At 68.8% G+C, this 22916-nt stretch carries 23 protein-coding genes, 1 pseudogene and 1 riboswitch; of the genes and pseudogenes, 12 read left to right on the forward strand and 12 right to left on the reverse strand.

The window, feature by feature from the left end:
- Positions 1 to 390 precede the first annotated feature (390 nt).
- From gcvP to gcvT, 3 genes are read right to left on the reverse strand one after another with little or no spacing between them, the layout of a single operon-like run.
- The gene (gcvP, locus tag E3T37_RS09150) at positions 391 to 3366 is read right to left on the reverse strand and encodes an aminomethyl-transferring glycine dehydrogenase (protein ID WP_134366486.1); all 2976 of its coding nucleotides are present in this window, start codon (positions 3364 to 3366) and stop codon (positions 391 to 393) included.
- A 29-nt stretch (positions 3367 to 3395) separates the two neighbouring features.
- On the reverse strand, positions 3396 to 3767 hold the full coding sequence (gcvH, locus tag E3T37_RS09155) for a glycine cleavage system protein GcvH (protein WP_134366487.1): 372 nt from the start codon (positions 3765 to 3767) through the stop codon (positions 3396 to 3398).
- Between the two features lie 33 nt (positions 3768 to 3800).
- The gene (gene gcvT / locus E3T37_RS09160; protein ID WP_134366488.1) at positions 3801 to 4973 is read right to left on the reverse strand and encodes a glycine cleavage system aminomethyltransferase GcvT; all 1173 of its coding nucleotides are present in this window, start codon (positions 4971 to 4973) and stop codon (positions 3801 to 3803) included.
- Positions 4974 to 5153: 180 nt separating this feature from the next.
- Positions 5154 to 5251: riboswitch (glycine riboswitch) on the reverse strand.
- Positions 5252 to 5476: 225 nt separating this feature from the next.
- Between gcvT and E3T37_RS09165 the strand changes: the two genes are divergently transcribed.
- Positions 5477 to 5821, forward strand: a complete 345-nt coding sequence (locus tag E3T37_RS09165) for a LysR family transcriptional regulator (protein WP_134366489.1) — start codon at positions 5477 to 5479, stop codon at positions 5819 to 5821.
- Here the strand turns inward: E3T37_RS09165 and E3T37_RS09170 are convergent.
- From E3T37_RS09170 to E3T37_RS09185, 4 genes and pseudogenes are all read right to left on the reverse strand, one after another.
- The gene (locus E3T37_RS09170) at positions 5818 to 7056 is read right to left on the reverse strand and encodes an FAD-binding domain-containing protein (protein ID WP_198416026.1); all 1239 of its coding nucleotides are present in this window, start codon (positions 7054 to 7056) and stop codon (positions 5818 to 5820) included. The two genes, E3T37_RS09165 and E3T37_RS09170, sit on opposite strands and share 4 nt — an antisense overlap.
- Before the next feature lie 106 nt (positions 7057 to 7162).
- Positions 7163 to 7396, reverse strand: coding sequence for a DUF2461 family protein (locus E3T37_RS09175; RefSeq protein ID WP_134366490.1), 234 nt, complete (start codon positions 7394 to 7396; stop codon positions 7163 to 7165).
- A 49-nt stretch (positions 7397 to 7445) separates the two neighbouring features.
- Positions 7446 to 7625 (reverse strand): annotated as a pseudogene (locus tag E3T37_RS17825) (DUF2461 family protein); the annotation flags it as partial.
- Positions 7626 to 7684: 59 nt separating this feature from the next.
- Positions 7685 to 7879: a hypothetical protein gene (locus E3T37_RS09185; protein ID WP_198416027.1), complete on the reverse strand. Its 195-nt coding sequence runs from the start codon at positions 7877 to 7879 to the stop codon at positions 7685 to 7687.
- 88 nt (positions 7880 to 7967) lie between these two features.
- Between E3T37_RS09185 and E3T37_RS09190 the strand changes: the two genes are divergently transcribed.
- The gene (locus E3T37_RS09190) at positions 7968 to 8774 is read left to right on the forward strand and encodes a 2'-5' RNA ligase family protein (RefSeq protein WP_134366491.1); all 807 of its coding nucleotides are present in this window, start codon (positions 7968 to 7970) and stop codon (positions 8772 to 8774) included.
- Between the two features lie 243 nt (positions 8775 to 9017).
- Here the strand turns inward: E3T37_RS09190 and E3T37_RS09195 are convergent, their stop codons facing one another.
- Both E3T37_RS09195 and E3T37_RS09200 read right to left on the reverse strand, forming a co-directional pair.
- Positions 9018 to 9587, reverse strand: a complete 570-nt coding sequence (locus E3T37_RS09195) for an HhH-GPD-type base excision DNA repair protein (protein ID WP_174235670.1) — start codon at positions 9585 to 9587, stop codon at positions 9018 to 9020.
- A gap of 204 nt (positions 9588 to 9791) precedes the next feature.
- Positions 9792 to 10103 carry a hypothetical protein gene (locus tag E3T37_RS09200; protein WP_134366493.1) on the reverse strand — a complete coding sequence of 104 codons (312 nt, stop codon included), beginning with the start codon at positions 10101 to 10103 and terminating at the stop codon, positions 9792 to 9794.
- Between the two features lie 274 nt (positions 10104 to 10377).
- Here E3T37_RS09200 and E3T37_RS09205 point away from each other — a divergent pair, with 274 nt between their 5' ends.
- The 8 genes from E3T37_RS09205 to E3T37_RS09235 all read left to right on the forward strand — a co-directional run bounded on the left by E3T37_RS09205 (position 10378) and on the right by E3T37_RS09235 (position 16897).
- Complete coding sequence (locus E3T37_RS09205; protein WP_134366494.1) at positions 10378 to 13092, forward strand: LuxR C-terminal-related transcriptional regulator; 2715 nt, start codon at positions 10378 to 10380, stop codon at positions 13090 to 13092.
- Positions 13093 to 13219: 127 nt separating this feature from the next.
- Positions 13220 to 13909, forward strand: a complete 690-nt coding sequence (locus E3T37_RS09210; RefSeq protein WP_134366495.1) for a hypothetical protein — start codon at positions 13220 to 13222, stop codon at positions 13907 to 13909.
- Between the two features lie 33 nt (positions 13910 to 13942).
- Positions 13943 to 14155, forward strand: a complete 213-nt coding sequence (locus E3T37_RS09215; RefSeq protein WP_134366496.1) for a hypothetical protein — start codon at positions 13943 to 13945, stop codon at positions 14153 to 14155.
- 5 nt (positions 14156 to 14160) lie between these two features.
- On the forward strand, positions 14161 to 14853 hold the full coding sequence (locus tag E3T37_RS09220) for a DUF2306 domain-containing protein (RefSeq protein ID WP_134366497.1): 693 nt from the start codon (positions 14161 to 14163) through the stop codon (positions 14851 to 14853).
- 210 nt (positions 14854 to 15063) lie between these two features.
- Positions 15064 to 15225, forward strand: coding sequence for an alcohol dehydrogenase catalytic domain-containing protein (locus E3T37_RS17145; RefSeq protein ID WP_198416028.1), 162 nt, complete (start codon positions 15064 to 15066; stop codon positions 15223 to 15225).
- A 45-nt stretch (positions 15226 to 15270) separates the two neighbouring features.
- Positions 15271 to 15870, forward strand: coding sequence for an NAD(P)-dependent alcohol dehydrogenase (locus tag E3T37_RS17150; protein WP_198416029.1), 600 nt, complete (start codon positions 15271 to 15273; stop codon positions 15868 to 15870).
- 170 nt (positions 15871 to 16040) lie between these two features.
- Positions 16041 to 16313 carry a DUF2277 domain-containing protein gene (locus E3T37_RS09230; protein ID WP_134366498.1) on the forward strand — a complete coding sequence of 91 codons (273 nt, stop codon included), beginning with the start codon at positions 16041 to 16043 and terminating at the stop codon, positions 16311 to 16313.
- Between the two features lie 152 nt (positions 16314 to 16465).
- Positions 16466 to 16897 (forward strand): SRPBCC family protein, encoded by a 432-nt coding sequence (locus tag E3T37_RS09235; RefSeq protein WP_198416030.1) that lies wholly within the window; start codon positions 16466 to 16468, stop codon positions 16895 to 16897.
- Positions 16898 to 16921: 24 nt separating this feature from the next.
- Here E3T37_RS09235 and E3T37_RS09240 read toward each other — a convergent pair whose 3' ends face one another.
- The gene (locus E3T37_RS09240; RefSeq protein WP_241978729.1) at positions 16922 to 17701 is read right to left on the reverse strand and encodes an SDR family oxidoreductase; all 780 of its coding nucleotides are present in this window, start codon (positions 17699 to 17701) and stop codon (positions 16922 to 16924) included.
- Between the two features lie 759 nt (positions 17702 to 18460).
- Positions 18461 to 19534: a redox-regulated ATPase YchF gene (gene ychF, locus E3T37_RS09245; RefSeq protein WP_134366499.1), complete on the reverse strand. Its 1074-nt coding sequence runs from the start codon at positions 19532 to 19534 to the stop codon at positions 18461 to 18463.
- Between the two features lie 83 nt (positions 19535 to 19617).
- Between ychF and E3T37_RS09250 the strand changes: the two genes are divergently transcribed.
- On the forward strand, positions 19618 to 20235 hold the full coding sequence (locus E3T37_RS09250; protein WP_134366500.1) for an exonuclease domain-containing protein: 618 nt from the start codon (positions 19618 to 19620) through the stop codon (positions 20233 to 20235).
- An 89-nt stretch (positions 20236 to 20324) separates the two neighbouring features.
- The gene (rmuC, locus tag E3T37_RS09255) at positions 20325 to 21662 is read left to right on the forward strand and encodes a DNA recombination protein RmuC (protein ID WP_134366501.1); all 1338 of its coding nucleotides are present in this window, start codon (positions 20325 to 20327) and stop codon (positions 21660 to 21662) included.
- A 101-nt stretch (positions 21663 to 21763) separates the two neighbouring features.
- On the opposite strand, the gene glpX is transcribed toward rmuC, so the two are convergent.
- Positions 21764 to 22696: a class II fructose-bisphosphatase gene (gene glpX, locus E3T37_RS09260; RefSeq protein ID WP_241975912.1), complete on the reverse strand. Its 933-nt coding sequence runs from the start codon at positions 22694 to 22696 to the stop codon at positions 21764 to 21766.
- Positions 22697 to 22916: the final 220 nt, after the last annotated feature.

Here is a 22916-nt window from a genome sequence, read left to right on the forward strand (position 1 = left end):
CCCGCCTCCCCTGCCCGCCGCGCCCCGCCTCACCTGCCCGCCGCGCCCCGCCTCACCTGCCCGCCGCGCCCCGCCTCCCCCGCCGAACCTCGCCCGCCGGTGCCCGTGCGAATTCGACGGAGATTCTGCTGCAAAAGGCTCAAATCGAGCCGAAAAGCGGCCGGATGCTCAAAATCTCCGTCGAATTCGTCCAGGAGGCCTGGCCGACCGGCGCCGGCCGTGCCGCCCGGCAGGGTGTCTGCGAAAGCAGGCACGGAGACGCAGGGTGCACCGAAACCTCGCCGAGCCGTGAGTTGCGACTCTCTATTTCCAAAAAAGAGGAGCTTTCCTCACGGCTCCGCGGACGCGGGCGGGGCCTCTGCGAAGCAAGGGGGGGCAGGGGCCGCCCTACTACTCGAAGGCCTCGGGCGGCGGGCAGGCGCAGACGAGGTTGCGGTCGCCGAAGGCGTTATCGATGCGACGCACCGGCGGCCAGTACTTGCCACGGATGAGCGAGCGCACCGGGTAGACCGCGGTCTCGCGGTCGTAGGCGTGCGTCCACTCCCCCTCGATCACCGACTGCGCCGTATGGGGGGCGTTGTGCAGCGGGTTGTCGTCGGCCGGCCAGCGACCGGAGGCCACGGCATCCGCTTCGGCCTTGATCGCGATCATGGCCTCCACGAACCGGTCGATCTCGCCCAGGTCCTCGCTCTCGGTGGGTTCGATCATCAGCGTTCCCGACACCGGGAAGCTCATGGTCGGCGCGTGGAAGCCGTAGTCGACGAGGCGTTTGGCGACATCATCGACGGTGACCCCGGTGGCCTCGGTGAGCGGGCGGAGGTCGAGGATGCACTCGTGCGCGACCAGCCCGTTGTCGCCGGAGTAGAGCACGGGGAAATGCGCGTCGAGCCGCTTGGCCACGTAGTTGGCGGCGAGCACAGCGGCGCCGGTGGCCTCCTTGAGCCCCTCGGCCCCCATCATCCGCACATAGGCCCAGGAAATGGGCAGGATGCTCGGGCTGCCGTAGGGCGCCGCCGAGACGGGTCCGCCGGCGTGCACGATCGTGCCGCCTGATCCATCGCCCGAACCGGCACCGGCACCAACACCGGCACCCCCGCCGGCACCGAGCAGGTAGTGCTCGTCGCTCTGTGCGAGCGGGTGGCCGGGCAGGAATGGGGCGAGGTGCGCCTTGGCCGCGACCGGCCCGACGCCGGGTCCGCCGCCGCCGTGCGGGATGCAGAAGGTCTTGTGCAGGTTCAGGTGCGACACGTCGCCGCCGAAGTCGCCGTAGCGGGCGAAGCCGAGCAGCGCGTTCAGGTTCGCACCGTCCACGTAGACCTGGCCGCCGGCGTCGTGCACGGCACGGCAGATGGCGCCGACCTCGTGCTCGTAGACGCCGTGCGTGGAGGGGTAGGTGATCATCAGCGCGGCCAGGTTGTCGGCGTGAACGGCGATCTTCGCGCGCAGGTCGTCCAGGTCGACGTTGCCCAGCTCGTCGCAGGCGACGACGACGACCTTCATGCCGGCCAGCACAGCGGAGGCCGCGTTCGTGCCGTGGGCGCTGGACGGGATCAGGCAGACCAGGCGCTCCGCGTCGCCGTTGGACAGGTGGTAGCCGCGGATGGCGAGCAGGCCGGCCAGTTCGCCCTGGCTGCCCGCGTTGGGCTGCAGCGACACGGAGTCGTAACCGGTGACATCGCTCAGCCAGGTCTCGATCTGGCGGACCAGTTCGAGGTAGCCCTCGACGTCGGCGCGCGGGGCGAAGGGGTGCAGCCCACCGAATTCGGGCCAGCTGACGGCCTCCATCTCGGTGGCCGCGTTCAGCTTCATCGTGCAGGAGCCGAGCGGGATCATGCCCCGGTCGAGCGCGTAGTCGTAGTCGGCGAGGCGCTTCAGGTAGCGCATCATGCTCGTCTCCGAGCGGTGCGTGTTGAACACCGGGTGGGTGAGGAACTCGCTGGTGCGGTGCAGCTCGGGCGGCAGGCCGGCCTCGACCATGCTGAAGTCGACGAGGCCGAAGGATTCCCGGCCGCCGAACGCCCCGACGACCAGGGCGAGGTCGGCGAGCGTCGTCGTTTCGTCGACCGAGATCCCGATCGTGTCCGCGTCGACGAGGTGCAGGTTGACTCCGCCGTCGGCGGCCGCGGCGACGATCTCGGCGGCGCGACCCGGGCTCGACACCCGGACGGTGTCGAAGAAGGTCGCGGTCACGACGTCGGCTCCGGCGGCGAGGAGCGCCACAACGAGCTGGCCGGCCCGTTCGTGCACCTGACGTGCGATCGTCTTCAGCCCGTCGGGGCCGTGGTAGACGGCGTACATGCCGGCCATCACGGCCAGCAGCACCTGGGCCGTGCAGATGTTCGACGTGGCCTTGTCACGACGGATGTGCTGCTCACGCACCTGAAGCGACAGTCGGTAGGCCGGGTGGCCGACCGCGTCCACGCTGACGCCGACGAGCCGGCCGGGAAGCTGGCGTTCGAGGCCCTGGCGCACGGCCATGTAGCCGGCGTGGGGACCGCCGAAACCCATCGGCACGCCGAAGCGCTGGCTGGTGCCGACGGCGACGTCCGCGCCGAGCTCGCCGGGCGAGGTGATCAGGGTCAGGGCGAGCAGGTCCGCAGCGACGACGGTGAGCGCGCCCTGCGCCTGGGCGGCGGCGATGACGGCCGCCGGGTTCCAGACCCGGCCGGACGCGCCGGGGTACTGCACGAAGATCCCGAAGTGCTCGCCGAGGTCGGCCACGGTGGCCGCGCCGGTCGCGACCTGGCCGGCGCCGCCGGTGCTGACGTCGGCGAGGGCGATCTCGACGAGGTCGATTCCGAGTGCGGCCGCGCGGTTGGCCAGCAGCGCCTTCGTCTGCGGCAGGGCGTCGGCGTCGACGATGAACCGGTTCGACTTCGACTTCGACGCGCGGCGGGTGAGGAGCATGCCCTCCACGACGGCGGTCGATTCGTCGAGCATGGACGCGTTGGCCGTGGACAGTCCGGTGAGGTCCGCGATCATGGTCTGGAAGTTGATCAGGGCCTCAAGCCGGCCCTGCGAGATCTCGGGCTGGTAGGGCGTGTACGCCGTGTACCAGCTGGGGTTCTCGAACACATTCCGCTTGATCACCGCCGGGGTGACGGTGTCGTAGTAGCCCTGCCCGATCATCGACCGCTTGACGGTGTTACGGTCCGCCAGCGTGCGCAGTTCGGCGATCGCCTCCCGCTCGGTGGCGGCCGGCGGCAACGTGCTGTCGCCGAGCACCCGGAACTGGTCGACCTGGATCGAAGCGGGCACGGCGGCGTTGACGAGAGCGTCGACCGAGTCGTAACCGAGGATGGCCAGCATGCGGGACTGGGCGTCGGCATCCGTGCCGATGTGGCGTTGGGTGAAGGGCTGTGACATGTGTCGGGAACCTGTGCTTCTTGTTTTCGTTACTCGCCGACGAGGGCGGAGTACTCGGCGTAGCTGAGGAGGGGAGGAAGCTCGGCGTAGGTGACCTTGATCAACCAGCCGGCGCCGAACGGGTCGCTGTTGACGAGCTCGGGGCTGTCGACGACGGCGTCGTTGGTCTCGGCGACGGTGCCCGTGACGGGGGCGAACAGCTCGCCGACCGACTTCGTGGACTCGATCTCGCCGACGACGCTGCCCCCGGCGACATCGCTGCCCACGGCGGGCAGCTCGACGAAGACGACGTCGCCGAGCTTGTCGGCGGCGTAGGCGGTGATGCCGACGGTGACGGTGTCGCCGTCGACCAGCACCCACTCGTGCTCGGCGGTGTACTGGAGTTCAGTCTTGTCTGCCATGGGGTTTCCTCTCGAGGGATGGATTAGGGGTGTCTATTTCTGGCGCTGGTAGAACGGAAGGGCGGTCACGGTGGCGGGGATGCGGGTGCCGCGCACGTCGATGAAGACCTCGGTTCCGAGGCGGGCGAGGCCCGGCGCCACGTAGGCCATGGCGATCGGATGTCCCAAAGTCGGTGACAGCGCCCCGCTCGTGATCACGCCGTCGGCCACGGTCGCGTCGGCGCTGCGGAAGATCGCGTAGTCGGCCCGGCCGGCGCGTTTGCCGGCCGAGGCGAGTCCCACGAGCACGCGGGCCTCGGCGCTGGGACCTTCCTCACTGGCTTCGCGGCCGATGAAGTCGACCTCCTTGGCCAGGTTGACGACCCGGCCGAGCCCGGCCTGGGCCGGGTAGGTGGAGGTGCTGAGTTCGTGGCCGTAGAGGGGCATGCCGGCCTCGAGCCGCAGGGTATCGCGGCTGGCGAGCCCGGCCGGGACCAGCCCGTGGACCTCGCCGGCGACGAAGAGGGCGTTCCAGAGAGCCAGGGCGTCGGGCACGTCGACGTAGAGTTCGAACCCGTCTTCGCCGGTGTAGCCGGTGCGGGCGATCAGTACCGAGGCGCTCTGGAAGGTGCCGCCGAGGGCGCGGTAGTACTTGAGCGCGGCCAGGTCGCCGTCGACGGTGAGACCCGCGGTGGCTTCCAGGATGGCCCGGGAGTTCGGGCCCTGCACGGCGATCAGGGCGACTGCGTCGCTCCGGTCGGTGACGGTGACGTCGAAGCGGGCGGCGCGCGCGGAGAGCGCTTCGACGGCCTGGAACCGGTTGCCCGCGTTGGCGACGACGAGGAACTCCTCCTCCGCCGTGCGGTAGACGACGATGTCGTCGATGATGCCCCCGGCGCGGTTCAGGATGAGGCTGTACTTGGCCTGCAGCAGCTCGATCACGGAGAGCTTGCCGGCGAGCGCGTAGTCGAGGAACGCCCCGGCATCCGGCCCGACGACGACGATTTCGGCCATGTGCGAAAGGTCGAAGATGCCCGCGCCGGTGCGCACCGCGTGGTGCTCGGCCAGGTCGCTGGAGTACCGCACCGGCATCTGCCAGCCGGCGAAGTCCGTGAAGCTGGCGCCGGCTTCGACGTGCGCCTGGTGCAGCGGGGAGAATCGCTCCGTGGCGGCGGGAGCGGAATCGGTGTCGGCAGAAGAAGTGAGGGCGGCGTTGTCCGAGGTCATGAGTTCTCCAGGTCGTCGTCGGCTAAGAGCCGAGCGAGATTCTCCGGGGCACGATCGAGCGATCGAACTCCTGGGAACTCCCCCTCTGTCGTCAGGCCTGAGAGCTTCACCGCATCCGTCGGGACGTGACTTTCACCATGGGCGAGCCGCGTTGGTGCCGCGACTACTTTTCAGAGTGGCCAGTTCGATGCGGTACGAGTACCTGAGAGATTGTCGGGGAGGATTGCTCCTTCGGTGTTCGCTCGCCTCCCGGCGTCGAACTCTCCCGCATCGACCTTGATGGCCCGGTATTCACTTGAGGGTATTCACTTGATGCTGGTGCTGCGCGCTTGGGCGTGTGCGCTCTCAGCCTAGCGTGCGCCGGGCACCGGGCGAGCGGGCAGCGGACGAGCCGGCACGGGGGCCGTGACGGATGCCGCGGCCTCCGGGCGACGCCCGCGGGAGGGAGCGCGTACCCTGTTACTCTGCCCGCGATTCATGCGGGGCACGAAGAAAGGCGTTCCGTGGACATCACCCTCCTCCGGCATTTCATCGCCGTCGCCGAGGAGTTGCATTTCCCGCGCGCCGCGATGAACCTCAATGTCTCCACCCCGAAGCTGCGTTCCTCGATCGCGAAACTCGAGACGAACCTCGGCGTCGTGCTCATCGACCGCACCACGGAGACCACCCGGCTGACCACGGCGGGCAACCTGTTTCTGACGGAGGCCCGCGCCGAGCTGGCCGCCTCGGATGAGCCCTGGCAGCCGCCGCTGCCCGCGGGCGGCAAGGCCAAGGCCTCGAAGGGCAAGGGCCGCGCGCCCGAGGTCAAGGGCCAGCCGCGCCCGGGGAAGCGCCGCCAGGGCCGCTAGCCCGCGCCCGGATCGTCGGCGACGACCCCGGCCGAGGCTCGGCGCCAGGCCGAGAAACTGGCCACCGAGCCGCTGTGCGGCGCCACCAGCCACGGCCACGGATGCAGTTCGGCCGCGCCCTCCGCGTAGCGCGCGAAGCTGGGCACCGGCGCGGACGTGACGGCCGCGTCGAGGCTCGGAACGACCACCCGCGGGTCGCCCAGGTGCACGACCACCTCGCGCCGCCGGGCCAGATCCTGCAGGGTTTCGACGGTGAAGATCAGTCTTTTGCTCGAGAGCCGCAGCCGGGCCAGGGCCGGCTCGTCGAAGACGAAGACGACCGGAAGCGCGGAATGCGCCTCGAGGGCCGGATCGGCGTCGCCCAGGGAATCCACCGTCAGCAGGACCGACCGGGCCGCGCGGCGCCGGACGGCGACGGAGGGTCCCCTTGTGGCGGCCAGGTGCGGATCGCGTGTCAGGTTCGCCGGCGCATCCGTCACCGGCGCCGGTGCGGCGGCCGCCGGGAACTGCTCGATCGGGCAGGCCTGGGCGAGCGGGCAGGCACGGCAGAGCTGCGGGGCCCGTTTCTCCACCTGCCAGCGGGCGAAACCGTAGGGGCTGCCGGTCCCGGCGCCCACGGTCCACTGCCAGCCCAGCAGGTTGGCCGCGCGCGAGCCGTCGAGCAGGTGCCGGTAGAACTCCTCCTGGCCGGCATGCCACCCGGCGCCAAACCTCACCGTGTACTGGGAAGCCAGCCACATCCGGGTCTGGTTGACCAGCCAGCCGTCGGTTTCCAGCTCCGACACGACCGAATCGACGCAGTGCATGCGCCGCGGCCAGGCCTCGGGTTCGAACCCTCCGGCCCAGGGCGCCGCGAACCGCAGGTTTCGGTGCAGGGCCACGCCCACCCGCGCATAGAGATGTCGGGCGTATTCCTGCCAGAGCAACTCGTCCCGGAATTTGCGGGTGTCCCGGGCGGGTCCGTCTGCGACGTGATCCCACGCCCGGCCGAGCGGCACCAGCCCGTGCCGGATGTACGGGGAGAGCCGGGAGGCCCCGCGGTCGGTTTCCGGCAGTACCTGACTGCGCCTGGCCGCATAGCCCGCGACCGAGAACCCGGCCAGGGCACGGTCGGCGCTGGTCTGGCCGCCCCGGATGCCCGGACTCGCCCGCACCTCGTCGTCGTCGTCGACCAGGTGGCGCAGGTGGCGGCGCACGACGGCTTCCGCGGTTCCGTCGTTCAGGGCGATGAGCACGTCTGATTTTAGACTCCGCCCCACGGCGCCAGGAAGCGCTACGCCTGCTTGCGGCGGCCGGCCGCTGCCTCGCGCTGCAGGGGCGTCACCGAGGCCAGCGGCACGTTCAGCCGCTCGACCAGCGGGGCGAACGCCCGGAACCGCTCGAGCACCAGGTCGTGAAGTCTTCGCCGAGGGCCACCGCGCCGGGCAGGGTGCCGGTCAGCGCCCAACTGCGGTTCTGCAGCAGGTCGGCTGCCGGGTGCTCCGCCGGGAATCCCTTGGGCGCCCGGATGAGCGGGTTGCCGTCCAGCGGGTCGGCCAGCCCGGTGCGCGACACGTCGGCGAGCACGCCTCTCATGGGAGAACCGCACGTCGCGGTAGATGCGCATCATGGCCTTGTTCGGCGGGCGCAGATGGCTTGGCGCGAACTCGGCCAAGCTGACGTTCACCGCCTCGGCGACGGCCAGCATCCGTTTCTTCAATTCGAGCTCGTAGGTCGGTTTGTGCTCTTCGAACCATTCGCGGTTGTTGCGGTGCTCCAACTCCTCGAGAAAATCGAAGGTCTGTTCACTGAAATGGGGACCCACTGCACGCTCCTTGACGTGGCCGGCGGCGCCTAACCGCGGGGCCGTCCTTCTTAGCCACCCTACGCAGGAACAGCAGCGGCAAGGTCACGGTCGCGAGGGCCGTGACCAGCCACACCACCAGCGTGGCCAGGACCCAGGCCTGCCAGCCATCCCTGCCAGGTGAGGGTGAAGCCGTCGAGCACCAGCGACGCCACCCAGAGGCCGAGAGTGCCGGAGCCGAGGAAGATGGCCGTGCGAATCAGAAAGCGGATCATGACTGCCCCTTTCGTGGCCGCGGCCTTCGCCGCGTCCGAGCATTGTGTCACCCGCGGCGCTCCAGCGGGAAGCACCTAGAATCGGCGCATGTCCCGCCTCGTCGTCGTCCTTCCGCTCACGGCGCTGCGCACCGGTGACAGCTTCCCGGTGTCGGAGTGGCCCCTCCACATCACCGTGCTGCCTCCTTTCCACACGGATGCCGCGGCATCCGTGATCGCCGGCGTCGTTGCCGGCGTCGTTGTGGGCGTCACCGGAGGTGTCGACGCCGTCTCGGCCGGCGGCCGCACCGCCATCACGGCCGTCGCGGGCGTCGAAGCGCTGTTCGGACGGCGTGAGGACGTGCCGGTGACCCTGGTCGTGGACGACGCGGCCCTGACCGAGCTGCACCGGGCACTGGTGGACGCCGTGCGGCCCTTCGCGTCCTCCCCGGACGAACCCGCGTTCACCGGCCCCGGCTTCCGGGCCCACATCACGATCAAGAACGGCGCCCGCGTGCACGAGGGCGAGGTGCTCACCCTCGCCCAGATCGCCCTCGTGGACATGGCGCCCCGGGCGGCGGCCGGCGGCCGGAGCGTGCTCGCCGTTTTCCCCCTGGCGGCTCCCGCGGCGACCGCGCTCGGCCCAGGCAACGGGGTTTCAGGCTCCGCCCAGGCCCTCGCCGACCACGAAGACGGTGAAGAACAGGGCGGCCGGTACCGCCACGGCGAGGGCGATGATGTTCAGCACCGAGCGCTCCCGCCACCGCCAGACGCAGAGCAGGTTCACGATGGCCGCGGCATCGATCAGCACGGTTCCGATCGCGGGCATCACCCAGGTATCGGTGACCGGGTAGGTCTCGCGGAAGAGCGTCGTGATCAGCGGCAACACCAGCCAGGACGCCAGTCCGAGGGCTGACAGCACGATCGCCCAGCAGCCGATCGGGCTGCGCGGAAACGCCTGGGTGATGCCGCCGCCCTGGCGGGGTGAGGTCGAGTGAGGGGGGTGGTATCGGGGCCGGGGCGGGCTCGTCCCGTGGATTCGACACGAGCATCCACCTCTTCTCCCTGTGCACGTTTCTCCAAATGCGCGGCCGCGGCTGCGTAACCGGCTGGCGGCCACTGTATTCCCCGGACGCGGGCCGCGCGAGGTTGCGCCCGGTTAGGCCTTTTTCGCGGCTGCCTTGGCCGCCCGCTTCGTCTCCCGCACCAGGGCGAGCGATTCCGGGTCGACGATGTCGGCGACGGAGCGGTGCGAGCCCTCCTCGCCGTACGGGGCGCACACTTCCCGCCACCCCGGCGCCTCGACCCCGAGCCGCTTGCCGAGCAGGGCGAGGAAGATCCTGGCCTTCTGCTCGCCGAACCCGGGCAGCCCCTTCAACCGGCGGAGGATCTCGGCGCCGTCCGGGGTGCCGGTGGTCCAGATTGCGGCGGCGTTGCCGTCCCACTCTGTGGCCACGACTTCGGCCACGGCCTGGGTGCGCGCGGCCATCGAGCCCGGGTAGCGGTGCACGGCCGGGGTGCTCCGGAACACCTGGGCGAAGGCGTCAGCATCGAAACCGGCGATCACCCCCGGGTCGAGGGTCCCGATCCGGTCGCGGATCTTGGCGGGACCGGCGAACGCCGTCTCCATCGCGATCTGCTGGTCGAGGAGCATTCCGACCAGGAGGGCGAACGGGTCCTCGCTGAGCAGGGTGTCGGCGGCGGCGTCACCGGTAATGTGCAGCGTCATGGTGCTCATTGTGTCACCGGCCGGCGCTGGCGGTGCCGTTCGCCGGCCATCGCCCCCGCCGAGTTCGACAGTCTCGGTCGAGTTCGACAGTCTCGGTCGAGTTCGACAGTCTCGGTCGAGTTCGACCGGCGCGCCCCTCGAACTCGACCGGAAGTGTCGAACTCGCCGCACCGGCAGCTCGATCGAGCGTGCCCATCGATACGACTAGGTCGTGTCGAAACCGTCCTCCACGACGAACCAGCTGTGCGTGTGTTCGGCTCCGACGCCGTCGAGAAGGGCCTGCGCCGCGTGCGGCACGCCCGCCTTGCGCAGGGCCAGGAGGGCCTCCATGTCCCACCAGGTGGACTGGATTCGCCAGGACCCGTCCTGGCCGCGCAGGAGCTCGGACCTGACCAGCCCGTCCGGCTGCCCCGCCGCAAGCATCCGCCGGTAACCGTCGAGGAGGTCGCCTTCACGCTCCGGCAACCCCCTCGCGTCGACTGAAGTGACGACAGGCTTGTCCCTGGGAATGTCCATCTGCGGCCTCCGATCGATCCGGTCGAAGCCAATCTAACCCAGGACGCCGTACGACTGAATGCCGCCCGGCGACAATCGGGGCGCGGATGCGTCGGCAACCGCCGCGAGCGGCGATGGCACCCCGCCGAGCTCGACACTTGCGGTCGAGTTCGATCGGCACGCCTGCCGAACTCGACCGGAACCGGCGATCTCAGCGACTCCCGCCGCCGCGGATAGCCAGGCCCCAGGATTTCGGTGCGGTTGTCGTGACGTCGTCTGTCTCTAGGATGAGGGCATGGCGATGCCGGTCCTCGCGACCAAGCTCTTCATCCCCCGACTCCGGTCCCGAGCGGTTCCTCGACCGCGCCTCGTCGAGCGTTTGCGCGAGGGGCTGCACTCCGGCCGAAAGCTGACGCTCATCTCCGCCCCGGCCGGTTTCGGAAAGACCACGCTGCTGAGCGAGTGGATCGCGGATGCCCGGCGCCGCGACCCCCAGCTGCGCGTCGCCTGGCTGTCGCTCGACGAGGGCGACAACGACCCGTCCCGCTTCCTCACCTACCTCGTCGGAGCCCTGCAGCGGGCCGATCCCGCTCTCGGCTCGGAATCGTTGACGCTCTCGCCGGCCTCGATCGAACCGGCGCTGACGGGGCTGATCAACGACGTCGCCCAGAGCCCGGCCGAGATCATCCTGGTACTCGACGACTTCCAGCTGATCGAGGAGAAGACGATCCGGGACGCCCTCGTCTTCTTCCTCGACCACCTTCCGTCGAATCTGCACCTGGCTGTCGCGAGCCGCTCCGATCCCCTTCTCCCGGTGGCGCGACTGCGCGCCGGCGGCGAGCTCACCGAGTTGCGTGCCGCCGACCTGCGGTTCACTCCGGACGAGGCCGCCGCCTTCCTCAGCCAGATGGCGGGCCTCGAGCTCTCCCCCGAGGACGTCGCCGCTCTCGAATCGCGCACGGAGGGCTGGATCGCCGGCCTCCAACTGGCCGCTCTGTCCATGCGGGACCGCTCGGACGTCTCCGGTTTCATCCGGGGATTCACCGGAAGCAACCGCTTCGTGATCGACTATCTCGCCGAAGAGGTGCTGCAGCGTCAGCCCGAGCAGGTGCGGGAATTCCTGCTCCGCACCGCGATCCTGGACAGGCTCAGCGGATCCCTCTGCGAGGCCGTCACCGGGCAGGCCGGCGGCAGCGACGTGCTGGAGTCGCTCGAGCGGGACAACCTGTTCCTCGTTCCGTTGGATGACGGACGGCAGTGGTACCGCTACCACCACCTCTTCGCGGATGTGCTCCGGGCGCGGCTGCTGCGCGACCGGCCCGACCTCGTGCCGACCCTCCACCGTCGCGCCAGCGAATGGCACGAGCGGAACGACCTGCCGGAGGAGGCGGTCACGCATGCCCTGGCGGCGGCGGATTTCGCCCGCGCAGCCAGAGTGATCGAGGGCTCCGTTCCCGCGGTTCGCAAGAGCCGGCAGGATGCCACACTGCTCCGCTGGCTGACGCTGCTGCCCGAGGAGGTCATCGATCGCCGACCCGTGCTGGGCGTGTACCGCGCGTGGTCGTCGCTGGTCTCCGGCGACGTGGAAGCGATCGAACCGCGCCTGCGCGTCGCGGAGAGGGCGTTGGCTGCCACGACGGATGACGGCGCCCCCGGCCACGACTCGGCCGACAGCGAGGAACTTCGCACTCTCCCCGTGACCATCGCCGTCTACCGGGCTGCCGCAGCGCAGGCGCGCGGGAAGGTGGTCGGCATGAAGGAACACGCCGAGCGAGCCCTGGCGCTCACCCAACCCGACGATCATCTGGGGCGCGGCGCGGCAGCTGGGTTCCTCGGGCTCGCTTCGTGGACGACCGGCGATCTCGAGTCCGGGCTGCGTGCCTTCGGCGAGGTCAGGTCCAGCCTGCGTCTGGCCGGCAACCTGGCCGACGTGCTCGCGACCACCATCGTGCTGGCCGACATGCTCGTTCCGCTGGGCCGGTTGCGGGAGGCGCAACGGGCATACGAGCAGGCGTTGCAGCTGGCGGCCGAGCAGGGCGACCCGCCCCCACAGTCAACGGCGGACCTGCACGTCGGGATCAGTGAACTGCCTAGGGAGCGGGGCGAACTACCGGCCGCCGCCGAGCACCTGGCTGCGAGTGAGGCGCTGGGCGAACAGGCCTCGTCGAGCGAGAACCGGCATCGCCGGTTCGTGGCGATGGCGCGAATCAGGCAGACCGAGGGAGATTTCGACGCCGCCCTCGACCTGCTCGGCACGGCTGAGGGCCTCTACCGGCGCGGGTTCTTCCCGGAGGTGCGCCCGATCGCCGCGATCAGGGCACGGATCTGGATTGAACAAGGCAGGCTCGCCGAGGCCCTCGCCTGGGTCACGGGCCAGGGCCTGTCCGTGGATGAGGACCTCACCTACCTGCGCGAGTTCGGGCACATCACCCTGGCGCGGCTGCTGATCGCGCAACAGCGGGCCGATCCGCGGGGGTCGATCCAGGCGGCCACCGGATTACTCGACCGCCTTCTCGTCGCCGCGGAAGCGGGCGGACGCACCGGCAGCGCGAACGAGATCCTCATCCTGCAAGCGCTGGCGCAGGAGGCGCAGGGCCGGATTCCCTCGGCGCTGCCACCGCTCCACCGAGCACTCTCCCTGGCCGAACCGGAAGGCTACCTGCGGCTCTTCGCCGACGAAGGTGCGCCGATGACGGCGCTTCTGGACGCGGCCGCCGACGCGGGAATCCTCCCCGACTACGTTCGCCGGCTCGGTCGGGCCCTGCGGCAGACCGACGTCGACAGGGCGAGTCTCCCGGGCATCCCGGAGGCGTTGAGCGAGCGGGAGTCGCACGTGCTCCGGCTGCTGGCGACCGAGCTCAGCGGCCCCCAGATCGCGAGCGAACTCTACGTCTCGCTCAACACGCTGCGCACCCACACCAGGCACATCTTCGCCAAGCTCGGCGTCAACAGCCGCCCGGCCGCCGTCACCCGCGCCGCCGAGCTGGGTCTGATCCAGCGCCGGGTCTGATCTGGCTCCGCGACACAATCACCACCTCAATCACCACGCACGGTGATGCCGCGTCATCACATGTCTCCGTAGATTCGGGTCGTTCTCAGGTAGTGGCCTGGGGCACTCAGAACGAAGGAGAGCAATCATGATCACAACGTCCACCCTCACCCGGGCGGCCGCCGTCGCCGCCGCCGTGTCGGGTCTGCTCTACATCGTCATCCAGTTCATCCATCCCGCCGACGAGGTCGCCTCCCTCACCACCCAGATGTGGGTGAGCGTTCACAGTCTCAGTTTCGCGATGGCCATCCTCGGCCCGATCGGCCTCACGGGCATCTACCTGCGCCAGGTGCGAGAATTCGGGCTGCTCGGCCTGATCGGATACGCGCTGTTCGCACTGTTCTTCATCCTGCAATCCGCCTTTGTCTTCGCCGAGGCGTTCATCGCGCCCCTGGTCGCGGCGGACGCACCGCAGTTCGCCGAGGACTTCGTCGGACTCTTCGGCCGGCACCCGGCCGTGACCGACCTCGGCCCCCTCGCCGCACTCCCCCTGGTCGGAGCCGCCGTCTACGTCATCGGCGCGATCGTGTTCGGGATCGCCGTCCTCCGTGCCCGGGTGCTGTCGCGCGGCGCCGGCATCCTTCTCATTGCCGCCGCGGCGGTGACGCCCGTCGCGGGCGCGCTGCTTCCGCACACGCTCGAACGGATGGCCGCCATCCCGATGGGCCTGGCCCTGATCTGGCTCGGCTACTCCCTGTGGTCGGACCAGCGCAGGATCGCAGGCCGGACGGCTCCCACCGGGCACGGCACCCGACTCGACCGCACGCCGGCGGTCTGACCGGACGCGGGTCTGTGCAGGAGGAGGAGAGCGATGACTGAAGTCGATTGGTATGAGATTCGCCTCCGGGGGCAGCTCGACGGGTCCTGGAGCGACTGGTTCGGGGGCTTCACCCTCACCAGCGAAAGCGATGGAACAACCACCCTCACAGGCCCGGTCATCGATCAGGCCGCGCTGCACGGGCTGCTGCGACGGGTCGGAAACCTGGGCGTGACACTGATCTCGGTCAACATTCTGAGGAGCTGAAAACCATGACGAAAGACACCCGGAGCCCTCGAGGCCAGTGGCCGGCCCCCACCGGATTGATCCTCCTCTCCCTCATCCCGCTGCTCGCCGGTGCTGCGCGACTCACCGAGCTGACGGGCGGAGCCGCCTCGACTCCGCAGAACGCCCGTTTTCTCGACTCCCCCGTACCGGTCGTGACGCACATCGTGAGCGTGACCGTGTTCAGCCTGCTCGGAGCGTTCCAGTTCGTCCCGGCTCTGCGGCGCCGCAGGGTAGCCTGGCATCGTCTCGCCGGACGCATCCTCATTCCCGCCGGCCTGCTGGCGGCGCTCTCCGGCATGTGGATGGCGGCCTTCTACCCGCACCCGCCCGGGGACGGCGCGATTCTGGTGGTTCTTCGGTTGGTCTTCGGGGCCGCGATGGTGGCGGGCCTCGGACTGGGGATTCGAGGCATCGTGCGTCGAGATTTCGTCCAGCACGGCGCCTGGATGACCCGCGCCTACGCGATCGGGGTCGGGGCGGGCACCCAGGCCCTCGTCCTGATCCCGCAATCGATGATCTTCGGCTCAACCGACGAGCTGTCCCGGGCCGTGTTCATGGGTGCCGCCTGGGTGATCAATCTCTCGGTGGCCGAGTACGTCATCCGTCGCCGTGCCCGGCCGGCACGAAATGCAGTCCGACCATCAACAACCGCATCACTACTCAAGGAGTCGACATGAAGTCACAACCAGCCACTCGCACTCACGCTCAGGATGCCCGGATGCGAGCCGCCGTCTATCGCCGGTTCGGGTCCCCGGAGGTGGTGCACATCGAGGAGGTCCCCAAACCTCTGCCGGGGCCGGACGAGGTGCTCGTCCAGGTTCACGCGAGCACGGTGAGCGCCGCCGACCACCGGGCCCGGGGACACCGTCCCAAAAGGGCTCGGACTGATGAGCGCGCTCGCGCTCGGCGTCTTCCGCCCTCGCACGCGGGTCCTGGGCATGGATGTCGCCGGCGTCGTGGAAGCGGTGGGAGCGGACGTCGCGTCGTTCACACCCGGCGACGAGGTGATCGCGATGCTCGGCGGCAGGTTCGGCGGGCACGCCGAATAAGTCTGCGTCCCACAGAGCGGCGCGATCACGGCGAAGCCGCGGAACATGACCTTCGAGGAAGCCGTGACAGTCGTGTTCGGGGGAATCACCGCCCGTGCCTTCCTGAACCGGGCCGCCCTCGCACCGGGTGGCACCGTCCTCGTCAACGGCGCGTCCGGCGCCGTGGGCACCGCGGCGGTGCAGCTCGCCGCGGAACTTGGGGCGCGCGTCACGGGCGTGTGCGGCGGCGGCAACCGGGAATTGGTGACCTCGCTCGGCGCGGACCGGGTGATCGACTATGCCGAGGAGGATTTCCTCGCCGAGGGCCGGTCCTACGACGTCATCATGGACTGCGTCGGGAACCTTCCCTTCGAGCGGGCCGCGGCGTGCCTCAATCCCGGCGGCACCCTGCTGCTCGTCATTTCCGACCTGCAGGGAATTCTCCTGGCGTCCCGGCGCAGCAGGAAGAGCGGGAAGCTCGTCACCGCGGGCAACGTCGACTACACGGCCGAAGACCTGGCGTTGCTGGTCGACCTCGCCGAGTCGGGCCGGTTCAGGGCGGTCATCGACCGAACCTACGAGCTTGCCGATGTCGCCCTGGCCCACCGCCACGTCGACACGGGGCACAAGAAGGGCAACGTGGTGCTGCGGGTCGCGGCCGGTTGATCGGAGCGGATCGCAGTCTTCTTGTGGTCCCGCTCCCCTCGACTTCGACGGTTCCGGTCGACTTCGACAGGTACGCCTGTCGAAGTCGACCGGAACTGACGATTTCGGCGGTCGCGACGGTCCCGGAACTGCGGGGTGACGGCTCCGGGTCGGTTGGCTATTCTGGGTGCATGGGCCGGAACATCCATACGCTGCATAATTTTGAGCCGGCGGCCACCGACGATGAGGTACACGCGGCCGCCCTGCAATTCGTGCGCAAGATCAGCGGATCCACGAAGCCCTCCAACGCCAATGCCGAGGCGTTCAACCGGGCTGTCGAGGAGATCGCCCACATCTCGAGGCACCTGCTCGAGGACCTGGTGAGCACGGCTCCGCCCAAAAACCGCGAAATCGAGGCGGACAAGGCGAAGGCCCGCTCGGCGAAACGGTTCGCCGCCGCTTAACAGCTCGGCAGGGAGGTTCCGCGGGAGGCGACGAGCGGCCCGCCGTCCTGGCCCTCTCGAGCTTGCCAAACGATGAGAACGAGGGCACACTCCCCCACTGTGCGATACAGCCCCATCCGGTTGGATCGCCGTCGTCGAAGGAGCGGAGCATCATGGCCTCGGATAAGCACACACACAGCATCCACATCGACGCGCCCGTGGCGAAGGTCTTCCACTACGTCGAGGATCCGGCGCACTTCGTCGGCGCGATGCCGGAGGAGGACCACAGCACCCTGGGGGCGGTGCAACGGACGCCCGAAGGGGCGGTGGTCAGCTACGAGATCAAGTACCGCGAACTCGGCATGCACCTCACCGCCGTCGTCACCAGAGAGGAGTATGTGGTCAACGAGCGCATCGTGGACCATTCCTCGGTGGGCCCGATCTTCACCATCTCCGTCGAGGCCGACGACAGCGGAACGTCGCTCACAGCCAGCTGGGACTCCTCCACGCTGATGAAGATGATCGACGCGGTCTTCTTCCACGGGGACAGGGACATCGAGCGCGCCCTCGCCACCTACAAGCTCGAGATCGAGGCCCTGGCCTGAGCCGACCCCAACAGCGGAGTGCCCCTACTCCCTGCCGTCCTCGAGCGGGATGAGCATCGTTCGAAAGGGACCGGCAACGGCGTGGAGGTCCCAAATGCGATCGGCGACGCCGTCGATGCCATTGTCAAGCTGAAGCTGAGGAATCCCTCCCGGGATCACGAGTTGGCTGACACGGACTCCCTCACCCTCGAGTGCGTCGTGGAGCATCTCACCGTAGGCGCTCTCGGCCGGGAAGGCGACCGATGTACCTGCGAAGTCAGCGCGGGCCTTCACCGAGGTTCCGCCGTTGATCATGATGATGCTGCCGCTTCCTGCCTGCCGCATGGCCGGGAGCACCGTACGCACCGCGTGAATGAGCCCGAGAGCCGAGAACTGCAATGCCTCCAAAGCCAGTTCCGGAGTCATCTCCAGCACCGGCTTCAGGTAGTCACGCGACGGGAGCGGACTGTACTGCAACGTATTGATGGGTCCCAGCTCTGCCGCGGCACGCGCAAGGGCATCTTCAAGCGCCGCCGGTACTCGGACATCCGCAGCGTAACCACTCACGGTGAAGCCGGCGGCAGTGAGCTCCGCAGCCATGGAGTCCAGCTTCGACTGGTTCCTCGAGATCAGGGCGATTGAGAAGCCCTCGCGCCCGAACCTTCGCGCAACTGCAGCTCCGAGTCCCGGTCCAGCTCCGATGATGGCGATGACAGGCACGGTGGTCTCCTTCGAGTGATGATGTTGTGGTGTCTGGAGTGAGGTCAGATTGGACGACAGCCCTTCGGGATCACGCAGCTGAGCAAATTCGCTGACGCGAAGCAAATACTGAGAGCTCCTGCGAGAGGTAGGCGCGGGCCCCCTCCGACCTGCCCGAGCCTAGACGTTGAAACGGAAATCCACCATGTTCCGTCACCGAAAGACGCGTGGAGCCCTGTGAAGTGTGGCTAATTCAGGAAAATCATCCGGCTGAGACTGGATCCACTGAGAAAGACCGGCCTGGCGGCATCCCCGGCTGACGGATCTCCTGAGTAAGCCACACACCCACGTGTCAGATTGCGTCGCGGGAGGCTCGCCGCGAATGTCCTGCACCGGATGTTCCGCCGGGAGTGCTGGCCGCCGAGGGCGACGGATGCGGTTGAGTTCGGCTGGTACGCCTGCCGAAGTCGACCGAAACTGTCGATCTCGACGAGACTCCCCACCGCTGGCCGAGGCGGACCTGCCGCTCGGGCCAGCCCCACGCGCTACTACCGCGAGATACACGTTGAAGCGGAACTCCACCACGTCGCCGAAAGACGCGTGGAGCCCTGAGAAGTGTGGCTAATTCAGGAATATCATCCGGCTGAGACTGGATCCACTGAGAAAGACGAGCCTGACGGCATCCCCGGCCGACGGACCTCCTGAGTCAGCCACACACCCACGGCGCCGGATTCTGCCGCGGGAGGCTCACCGCGAATTTTCATCCGCGCGGTGCTCCGCTGAGACGCTGCCAGCCGAGTTCGCCCTTTGCGGTCGAGATCGTCCAGCACACAGGGTGAACTGGACCGGAACTGTCGATCTCGGCCGCGAGCCGCAGAGGGCGAGCTAGACGTTGAAACGGAACTCCACCACGTCGCCGTCCTGCATGATGTATTCCTTGCCCTCGATCCGGGCCTTGCCCTTCGAGCGGGCCTCCGCCACCGAGCCGGCGTCCATCAGGTCCTCGAAGGAGAAGATCTCCGCCTTGATGAAGCCCTTCTGGAAGTCGGTGTGGATGACTCCGGCGGCCTGCGGGGCGGTCCAGCCCTTATGGATGGTCCAGGCCCGCGTTTCCTTGGGGCCCGCGGTCAGGTAGGTCTGCAGGCCGAGCGTGTCGAAGCCGATGCGGGCGAGCTGGTCGAGTCCGCTCTCGGCCTGGCCGGTCGACGCGAGCATCTCGGCGGCGTCCTCGGCGTCGAGCTCGCTGAGTTCGGACTCGAGCTTCGCGTCGAGGAACACGGCGTTGGCCGGGGCCACCAGCGCGGCCAGCACGGCGAGCTTCTCGGCATCCTGCAGCACCGCTTCGTCGACGTTGAACACGTAGATGAACGGCTTGGCGGTGAGCAGGCCCAGTTCACGGATCGGCTCGATGTCGAGCGTGGCGGACGACAATGGCGCTCCGGCGTCGAGGATCGCCTGCGCTTTGAGGGCGGTCTCCAGCACGATCGGGGGAAGCTTGCGGCCCTTGACCTCTTTCTCGAAGCGGGACACCGCCTTCTCGAGGGTCTGCAGGTCGGCGAGGATGAGCTCGGTGTTGATGGTCTCCATGTCGCCGGCCGGGTTCACGGCGCCGTCGACGTGCACCACGTCGGGGTCGGCGAAGCCACGGATAACCTGCGCGATGGCGTCGGCCTCACGGATGTTGGCGAGGAACTTGTTGCCGAGCCCCTCCCCCTCGCTGGCGCCGCGCACGATCCCGGCGATGTCGACGAAGGACACCGGGGCGGGCAGCAGGCGTTCGCTGCCGAAGACCGAGGCCAGCTTGGCCAGGCGGTGGTCGGGCAGGTTGACGATGCCCACGTTCGGCTCGATGGTGGCGAACGGGTAGTTCGCCGCGAGCACGTTGTTCTTGGTCAACGCGTTGAAGAGGGTGGACTTGCCGACATTGGGCAGTCCGACGATTGCAATAGTAAGAGCCACGAGAGTCCATCGTACCGGGTGTGTCCCCGGCCCCGTCGAGCCGACCGGGACGGGCTGTCAGCGGCCCGTGAAATGATGATGCGGTGCCAGTCAACTTCACCGCCATCGATTTCGAGACCGCCAACTCCTCCAGCGCTTCGGCGTGCTCGGTCGGGCTGGTGAAGGTTCGAGACGGAAAAGTCGTCGACAAGATCGCCTGGTTCATCAAACCGGCGGTCGGGCACGACGCTTTCCTGGCCTGGAACATCAAGATCCACGGCATCCGGCCGACGGATGTCGTGGACGCGGCCACGTGGGCCGAGCAGCTCCCCGACCTGGTCGCCTTCGCCGACGGCGACCACCTCGTCGCCCACAACGCCGGCTTCGACCTGGGAGTCATCAAGACATCCTCCACGGTCGCCGGCCTGTCGGTCCCGGACTTCAACTACGTCTGCAGCCTCCAGGTGGCCCGCCGCACCTACCATCTCGACTCGTACCGCCTGCCCGTCGCGGCGATGGCGGCCGGTTTCGAAGGCTTCGCCCACCACGACGCCCTCGCCGACGCGGAGGCCTGCGCCGCCATCATGGTGCACGCGGCCGGGCGGCACGAGGCAGACACCCTCGAAGATCTGGCCCGCATCACCGGGGTGAACATCGGCGCGATCGGGCCGGTCGCCACGAAGGAGAAGGCCGCGACGCACGGCCCGATGGCGCTCAGTTAGGTCCCTCCTCCCCTGCGCGCCGAGGCCGCGTCGAGGCCCTCCAGCCGCCGTGTCGAGGTCGTGTCGGTGGTCACTGGCAGAGTGGAGCCATGGATTCCTGGTTCGCTCTTCTCCTCGGTATTGTCATCGGCGCCCTCCTCGGCGCCCTGGTCGCGATCGTCGCCGGTCAGCGGCGCCGCGCTGCCTCAGTGAACGCTTCAGCGGGCGACGACCCGGCCGTGATCGAGGCCCGTCACCAGGTGGCGCTGGTCGAGGCGCGCTCCCGAGAGGCCGCCGTCCAATCGCTGCTCCGGGAGGAACTCGCCTCGGTGCACGCCACGGCCGACGCCCTGCGCGGGCAGGTCGTCGACGCCGGGCGGCAGTACCGCGAGCTGCTCCAACGGCAGCAGGGTGACCAGGACGCTGAGGCCGTGCGGCAGAAGCAGGAGAGCAAGGTGTTGCAGGCCCTGGCCCCGGTCAAGGAGAGCCTGCAGGACATGCAGCAGAAGGTGTTCGAGCTGGAGGCCCAGCGCAGCCTGCAGCACGGCGAGTTGAGCCAACAGCTGCGGTCCGCCACAGAGTCGGAGGAACGTCTGCGCAGCACCGCGGAGGCGCTCGCGTCCGCCCTGCGCGCCAACAACACCCGCGGGGTCTGGGGCGAGACCCAGCTGCGCAGCGTGGTGGAGGCGGCGGGCCTGATCGAGCGGGTCGACTTCGACCTGCAGTCGAGCATCAACTCGGATGCCGGCGCGGGTCGCCCCGACATGGTGGTGCACCTGCCCGGGGGGAAAAACATCGCCGTCGACGCCAAAGTGCCGTTCACGGCGTTCCTGGAGGCCAGCCAGATTCCGGTCACCGCCACCGGCGCCCTGGGCGCGCAACGGGCCGCGTACATGAAGGCGCACGTCAAGGCCGTGCGCGACCACATCACCGCCCTCGGCAGTAAGGCCTACTGGCAGGGCCTGGAGGCCTCGCCGGAGATCGTGATCGCCTTCATCCCGAGCGAATCCCTCGTTTCGTCTGCGTTGGAGGCCGACCCGTCGATCATGGAGTTCGCCTTCTCCAAGCGGGTCGCCCTGGCTTCCCCCGTGACCCTGTGGTCGGTCTTGAAGACGGTGGCGTTCAGCTGGCAGCAGGATGTGCTCACCCATGACGCCAAGGTCCTGTTCGACCTCAGCCGGGAGCTCTACGCCCGCCTGGCCACCACGGCCACCCACATCGAGAAACTCGGCCGGTCGATCGAGCGCACCGTCAAGGACTACAACGGCTTCGTCGGCTCGATGGAGCGCCAGGTGCTGCCCACGGCCCGCAAGCTCAGCGCGCTGGACGAGTCGAAGGTGCTGGCGCCGCTGGTCGGCATCGAAGAGGCCCCTCGGGAGCTGGCCGCCTGGGAGTTCGTGACGGAGCTCCAGTCGGCCGAACTGGAGGCCGCCGAGAATCGCCCTTAACGCCGAGAATCGCCGTCGGAACGGCGATTCTCAGCGTATTGGGCGACACTCGGCGGCGACCTCAGCGGGTCAGCGTGCCGAGCGAGCCCCGCGCCCGGTGGCTAGAGCCACTTGGAGGCGAGGTGCTCCGCGACCACGCGGCGGGTGGTGCCCGACTTGGCGCGCAGCACAATGCTCTCGGTGCGGATGATCGGGCCCTGGCGGCGCACGCCGTCGACGAGTCCGCCATCCGTCACGCCGGTCGCCACGAAGAACGTGTTGTCACCGCTGACCATGTCATCGAGTTCGAGCAGCTTGTCCACGTCGAGCCCGGCCGCGACCGCGCCCGCGCGCTCGGCGGTATCCTTCGGTGCGAGGCGTCCCTGCATGTAGCCGCCGATCGCCTTGAGCGCGCAGGCCGTGGTGATGCCCTCGGGGCTGCCGCCGATGCCGACGCACATGTCGATCCGGGTTTCCCAGCGGGCCGCGTTGATGCCGCCGGCGACGTCGCCGTCGCTCATCAGCCGGGTGCCGGCGCCGGCGCTGCGAATCTGGTCGATCAGTTCGGCGTGGCGGGGACGGTCGAGCACCGCGATGACCATTTCGCCGACCGGCTTGCCGGTGGCTCGGGACAGCTCACGGATGTTGTCGCCGATCGGTGCGTCGAGGCTGACGACTCCGCGGCCGGCGCCGCCGGTGACGATCTTGTCCATGTAGAAGACGGATGACGCGTCGAGCATGGTGCCGCGGGAGGAGACCGCGATCACGGAAAGGGCGTTCTGGCGGCCGGCGGCGGTGAGGCTCGTGCCGTCGATCGGGTCGACCGCGATGTCGCAGTGCGGGCCGGTGCCGTTGCCGACGCGTTCACCGTTGAAGAGCATGGGGGCTTCGTCTTTTTCACCCTCGCCGATGACGATGAGGCCGTCGAAATTGACGGTGCCGAGGAAGACGCGCATGGCGTCGACGGCCGCCTTGTCGGCGGCGTTCTTGTCACCGCGACCGATGAACGGAACCGCACGGATTGCGGCAGCCTCTGTCGCTCGCACCAGCTCCATGGCCAGGTTGCGGTCGGGGTGCGTGAAATTGAGGGCGATTTCGGGGCTGTTCACAGATGGTCCTTCCCGGACGAAGAGTGCGGCAGTGGCAAGACCCATCTTTGGGCCGGCATCGGTGATACCGGTGCTGCCTCCTTCAGCCTAGCGCCCGCTCCCCGCGCACCGCCTCTTCCGGCGCTGGCACGTCCGGGTACCCATCTCGGTAGGATGAGAGAACCGA

This window comes from Cryobacterium sp. TMT2-10 (assembly GCF_004403075.1).
Classification (GTDB): domain Bacteria; phylum Actinomycetota; class Actinomycetes; order Actinomycetales; family Microbacteriaceae; genus Cryobacterium; species Cryobacterium shii.

Excerpts from the sequence above, each read along its gene's own strand:
- E3T37_RS09190 (WP_134366491.1), top strand. The coding sequence starts at position 7,968 with ATGTCCCGCCTCGTCGTCGTCCTTCCGCTCACGGCGCTGCGCACCGGT.
- E3T37_RS09185 (WP_198416027.1), bottom strand. The coding sequence starts at position 7,879 with ATGATCCGCTTTCTGATTCGCACGGCCATCTTCCTCGGCTCCGGCACT.
- E3T37_RS17145 (WP_198416028.1), top strand. The coding sequence starts at position 15,064 with ATGAGCGCGCTCGCGCTCGGCGTCTTCCGCCCTCGCACGCGGGTCCTG.
- glpX (WP_241975912.1), bottom strand. The coding sequence starts at position 22,696 with ATGGAGCTGGTGCGAGCGACAGAGGCTGCCGCAATCCGTGCGGTTCCG.
- gcvH (WP_134366487.1), bottom strand. The coding sequence starts at position 3,767 with ATGGCAGACAAGACTGAACTCCAGTACACCGCCGAGCACGAGTGGGTG.
- E3T37_RS09215 (WP_134366496.1), top strand. The coding sequence starts at position 13,943 with ATGACTGAAGTCGATTGGTATGAGATTCGCCTCCGGGGGCAGCTCGAC.
- E3T37_RS09230 (WP_134366498.1), top strand. The coding sequence starts at position 16,041 with ATGGGCCGGAACATCCATACGCTGCATAATTTTGAGCCGGCGGCCACC.
- E3T37_RS09210 (WP_134366495.1), top strand. The coding sequence starts at position 13,220 with ATGATCACAACGTCCACCCTCACCCGGGCGGCCGCCGTCGCCGCCGCC.
- E3T37_RS09205 (WP_134366494.1), top strand. The coding sequence starts at position 10,378 with ATGGCGATGCCGGTCCTCGCGACCAAGCTCTTCATCCCCCGACTCCGG.
- rmuC (WP_134366501.1), top strand. The coding sequence starts at position 20,325 with ATGGATTCCTGGTTCGCTCTTCTCCTCGGTATTGTCATCGGCGCCCTC.
- E3T37_RS09200 (WP_134366493.1), bottom strand. The coding sequence starts at position 10,103 with ATGGACATTCCCAGGGACAAGCCTGTCGTCACTTCAGTCGACGCGAGG.
- gcvP (WP_134366486.1), bottom strand. The coding sequence starts at position 3,366 with ATGTCACAGCCCTTCACCCAACGCCACATCGGCACGGATGCCGACGCC.
- E3T37_RS17150 (WP_198416029.1), top strand. The coding sequence starts at position 15,271 with ATGACCTTCGAGGAAGCCGTGACAGTCGTGTTCGGGGGAATCACCGCC.
- E3T37_RS09195 (WP_174235670.1), bottom strand. The coding sequence starts at position 9,587 with ATGACGCTGCACATTACCGGTGACGCCGCCGCCGACACCCTGCTCAGC.
- E3T37_RS09175 (WP_134366490.1), bottom strand. The coding sequence starts at position 7,396 with ATGAGAGGCGTGCTCGCCGACGTGTCGCGCACCGGGCTGGCCGACCCG.
- E3T37_RS09220 (WP_134366497.1), top strand. The coding sequence starts at position 14,161 with ATGACGAAAGACACCCGGAGCCCTCGAGGCCAGTGGCCGGCCCCCACC.
- gcvT (WP_134366488.1), bottom strand. The coding sequence starts at position 4,973 with ATGACCTCGGACAACGCCGCCCTCACTTCTTCTGCCGACACCGATTCC.
- E3T37_RS09235 (WP_198416030.1), top strand. The coding sequence starts at position 16,466 with ATGGCCTCGGATAAGCACACACACAGCATCCACATCGACGCGCCCGTG.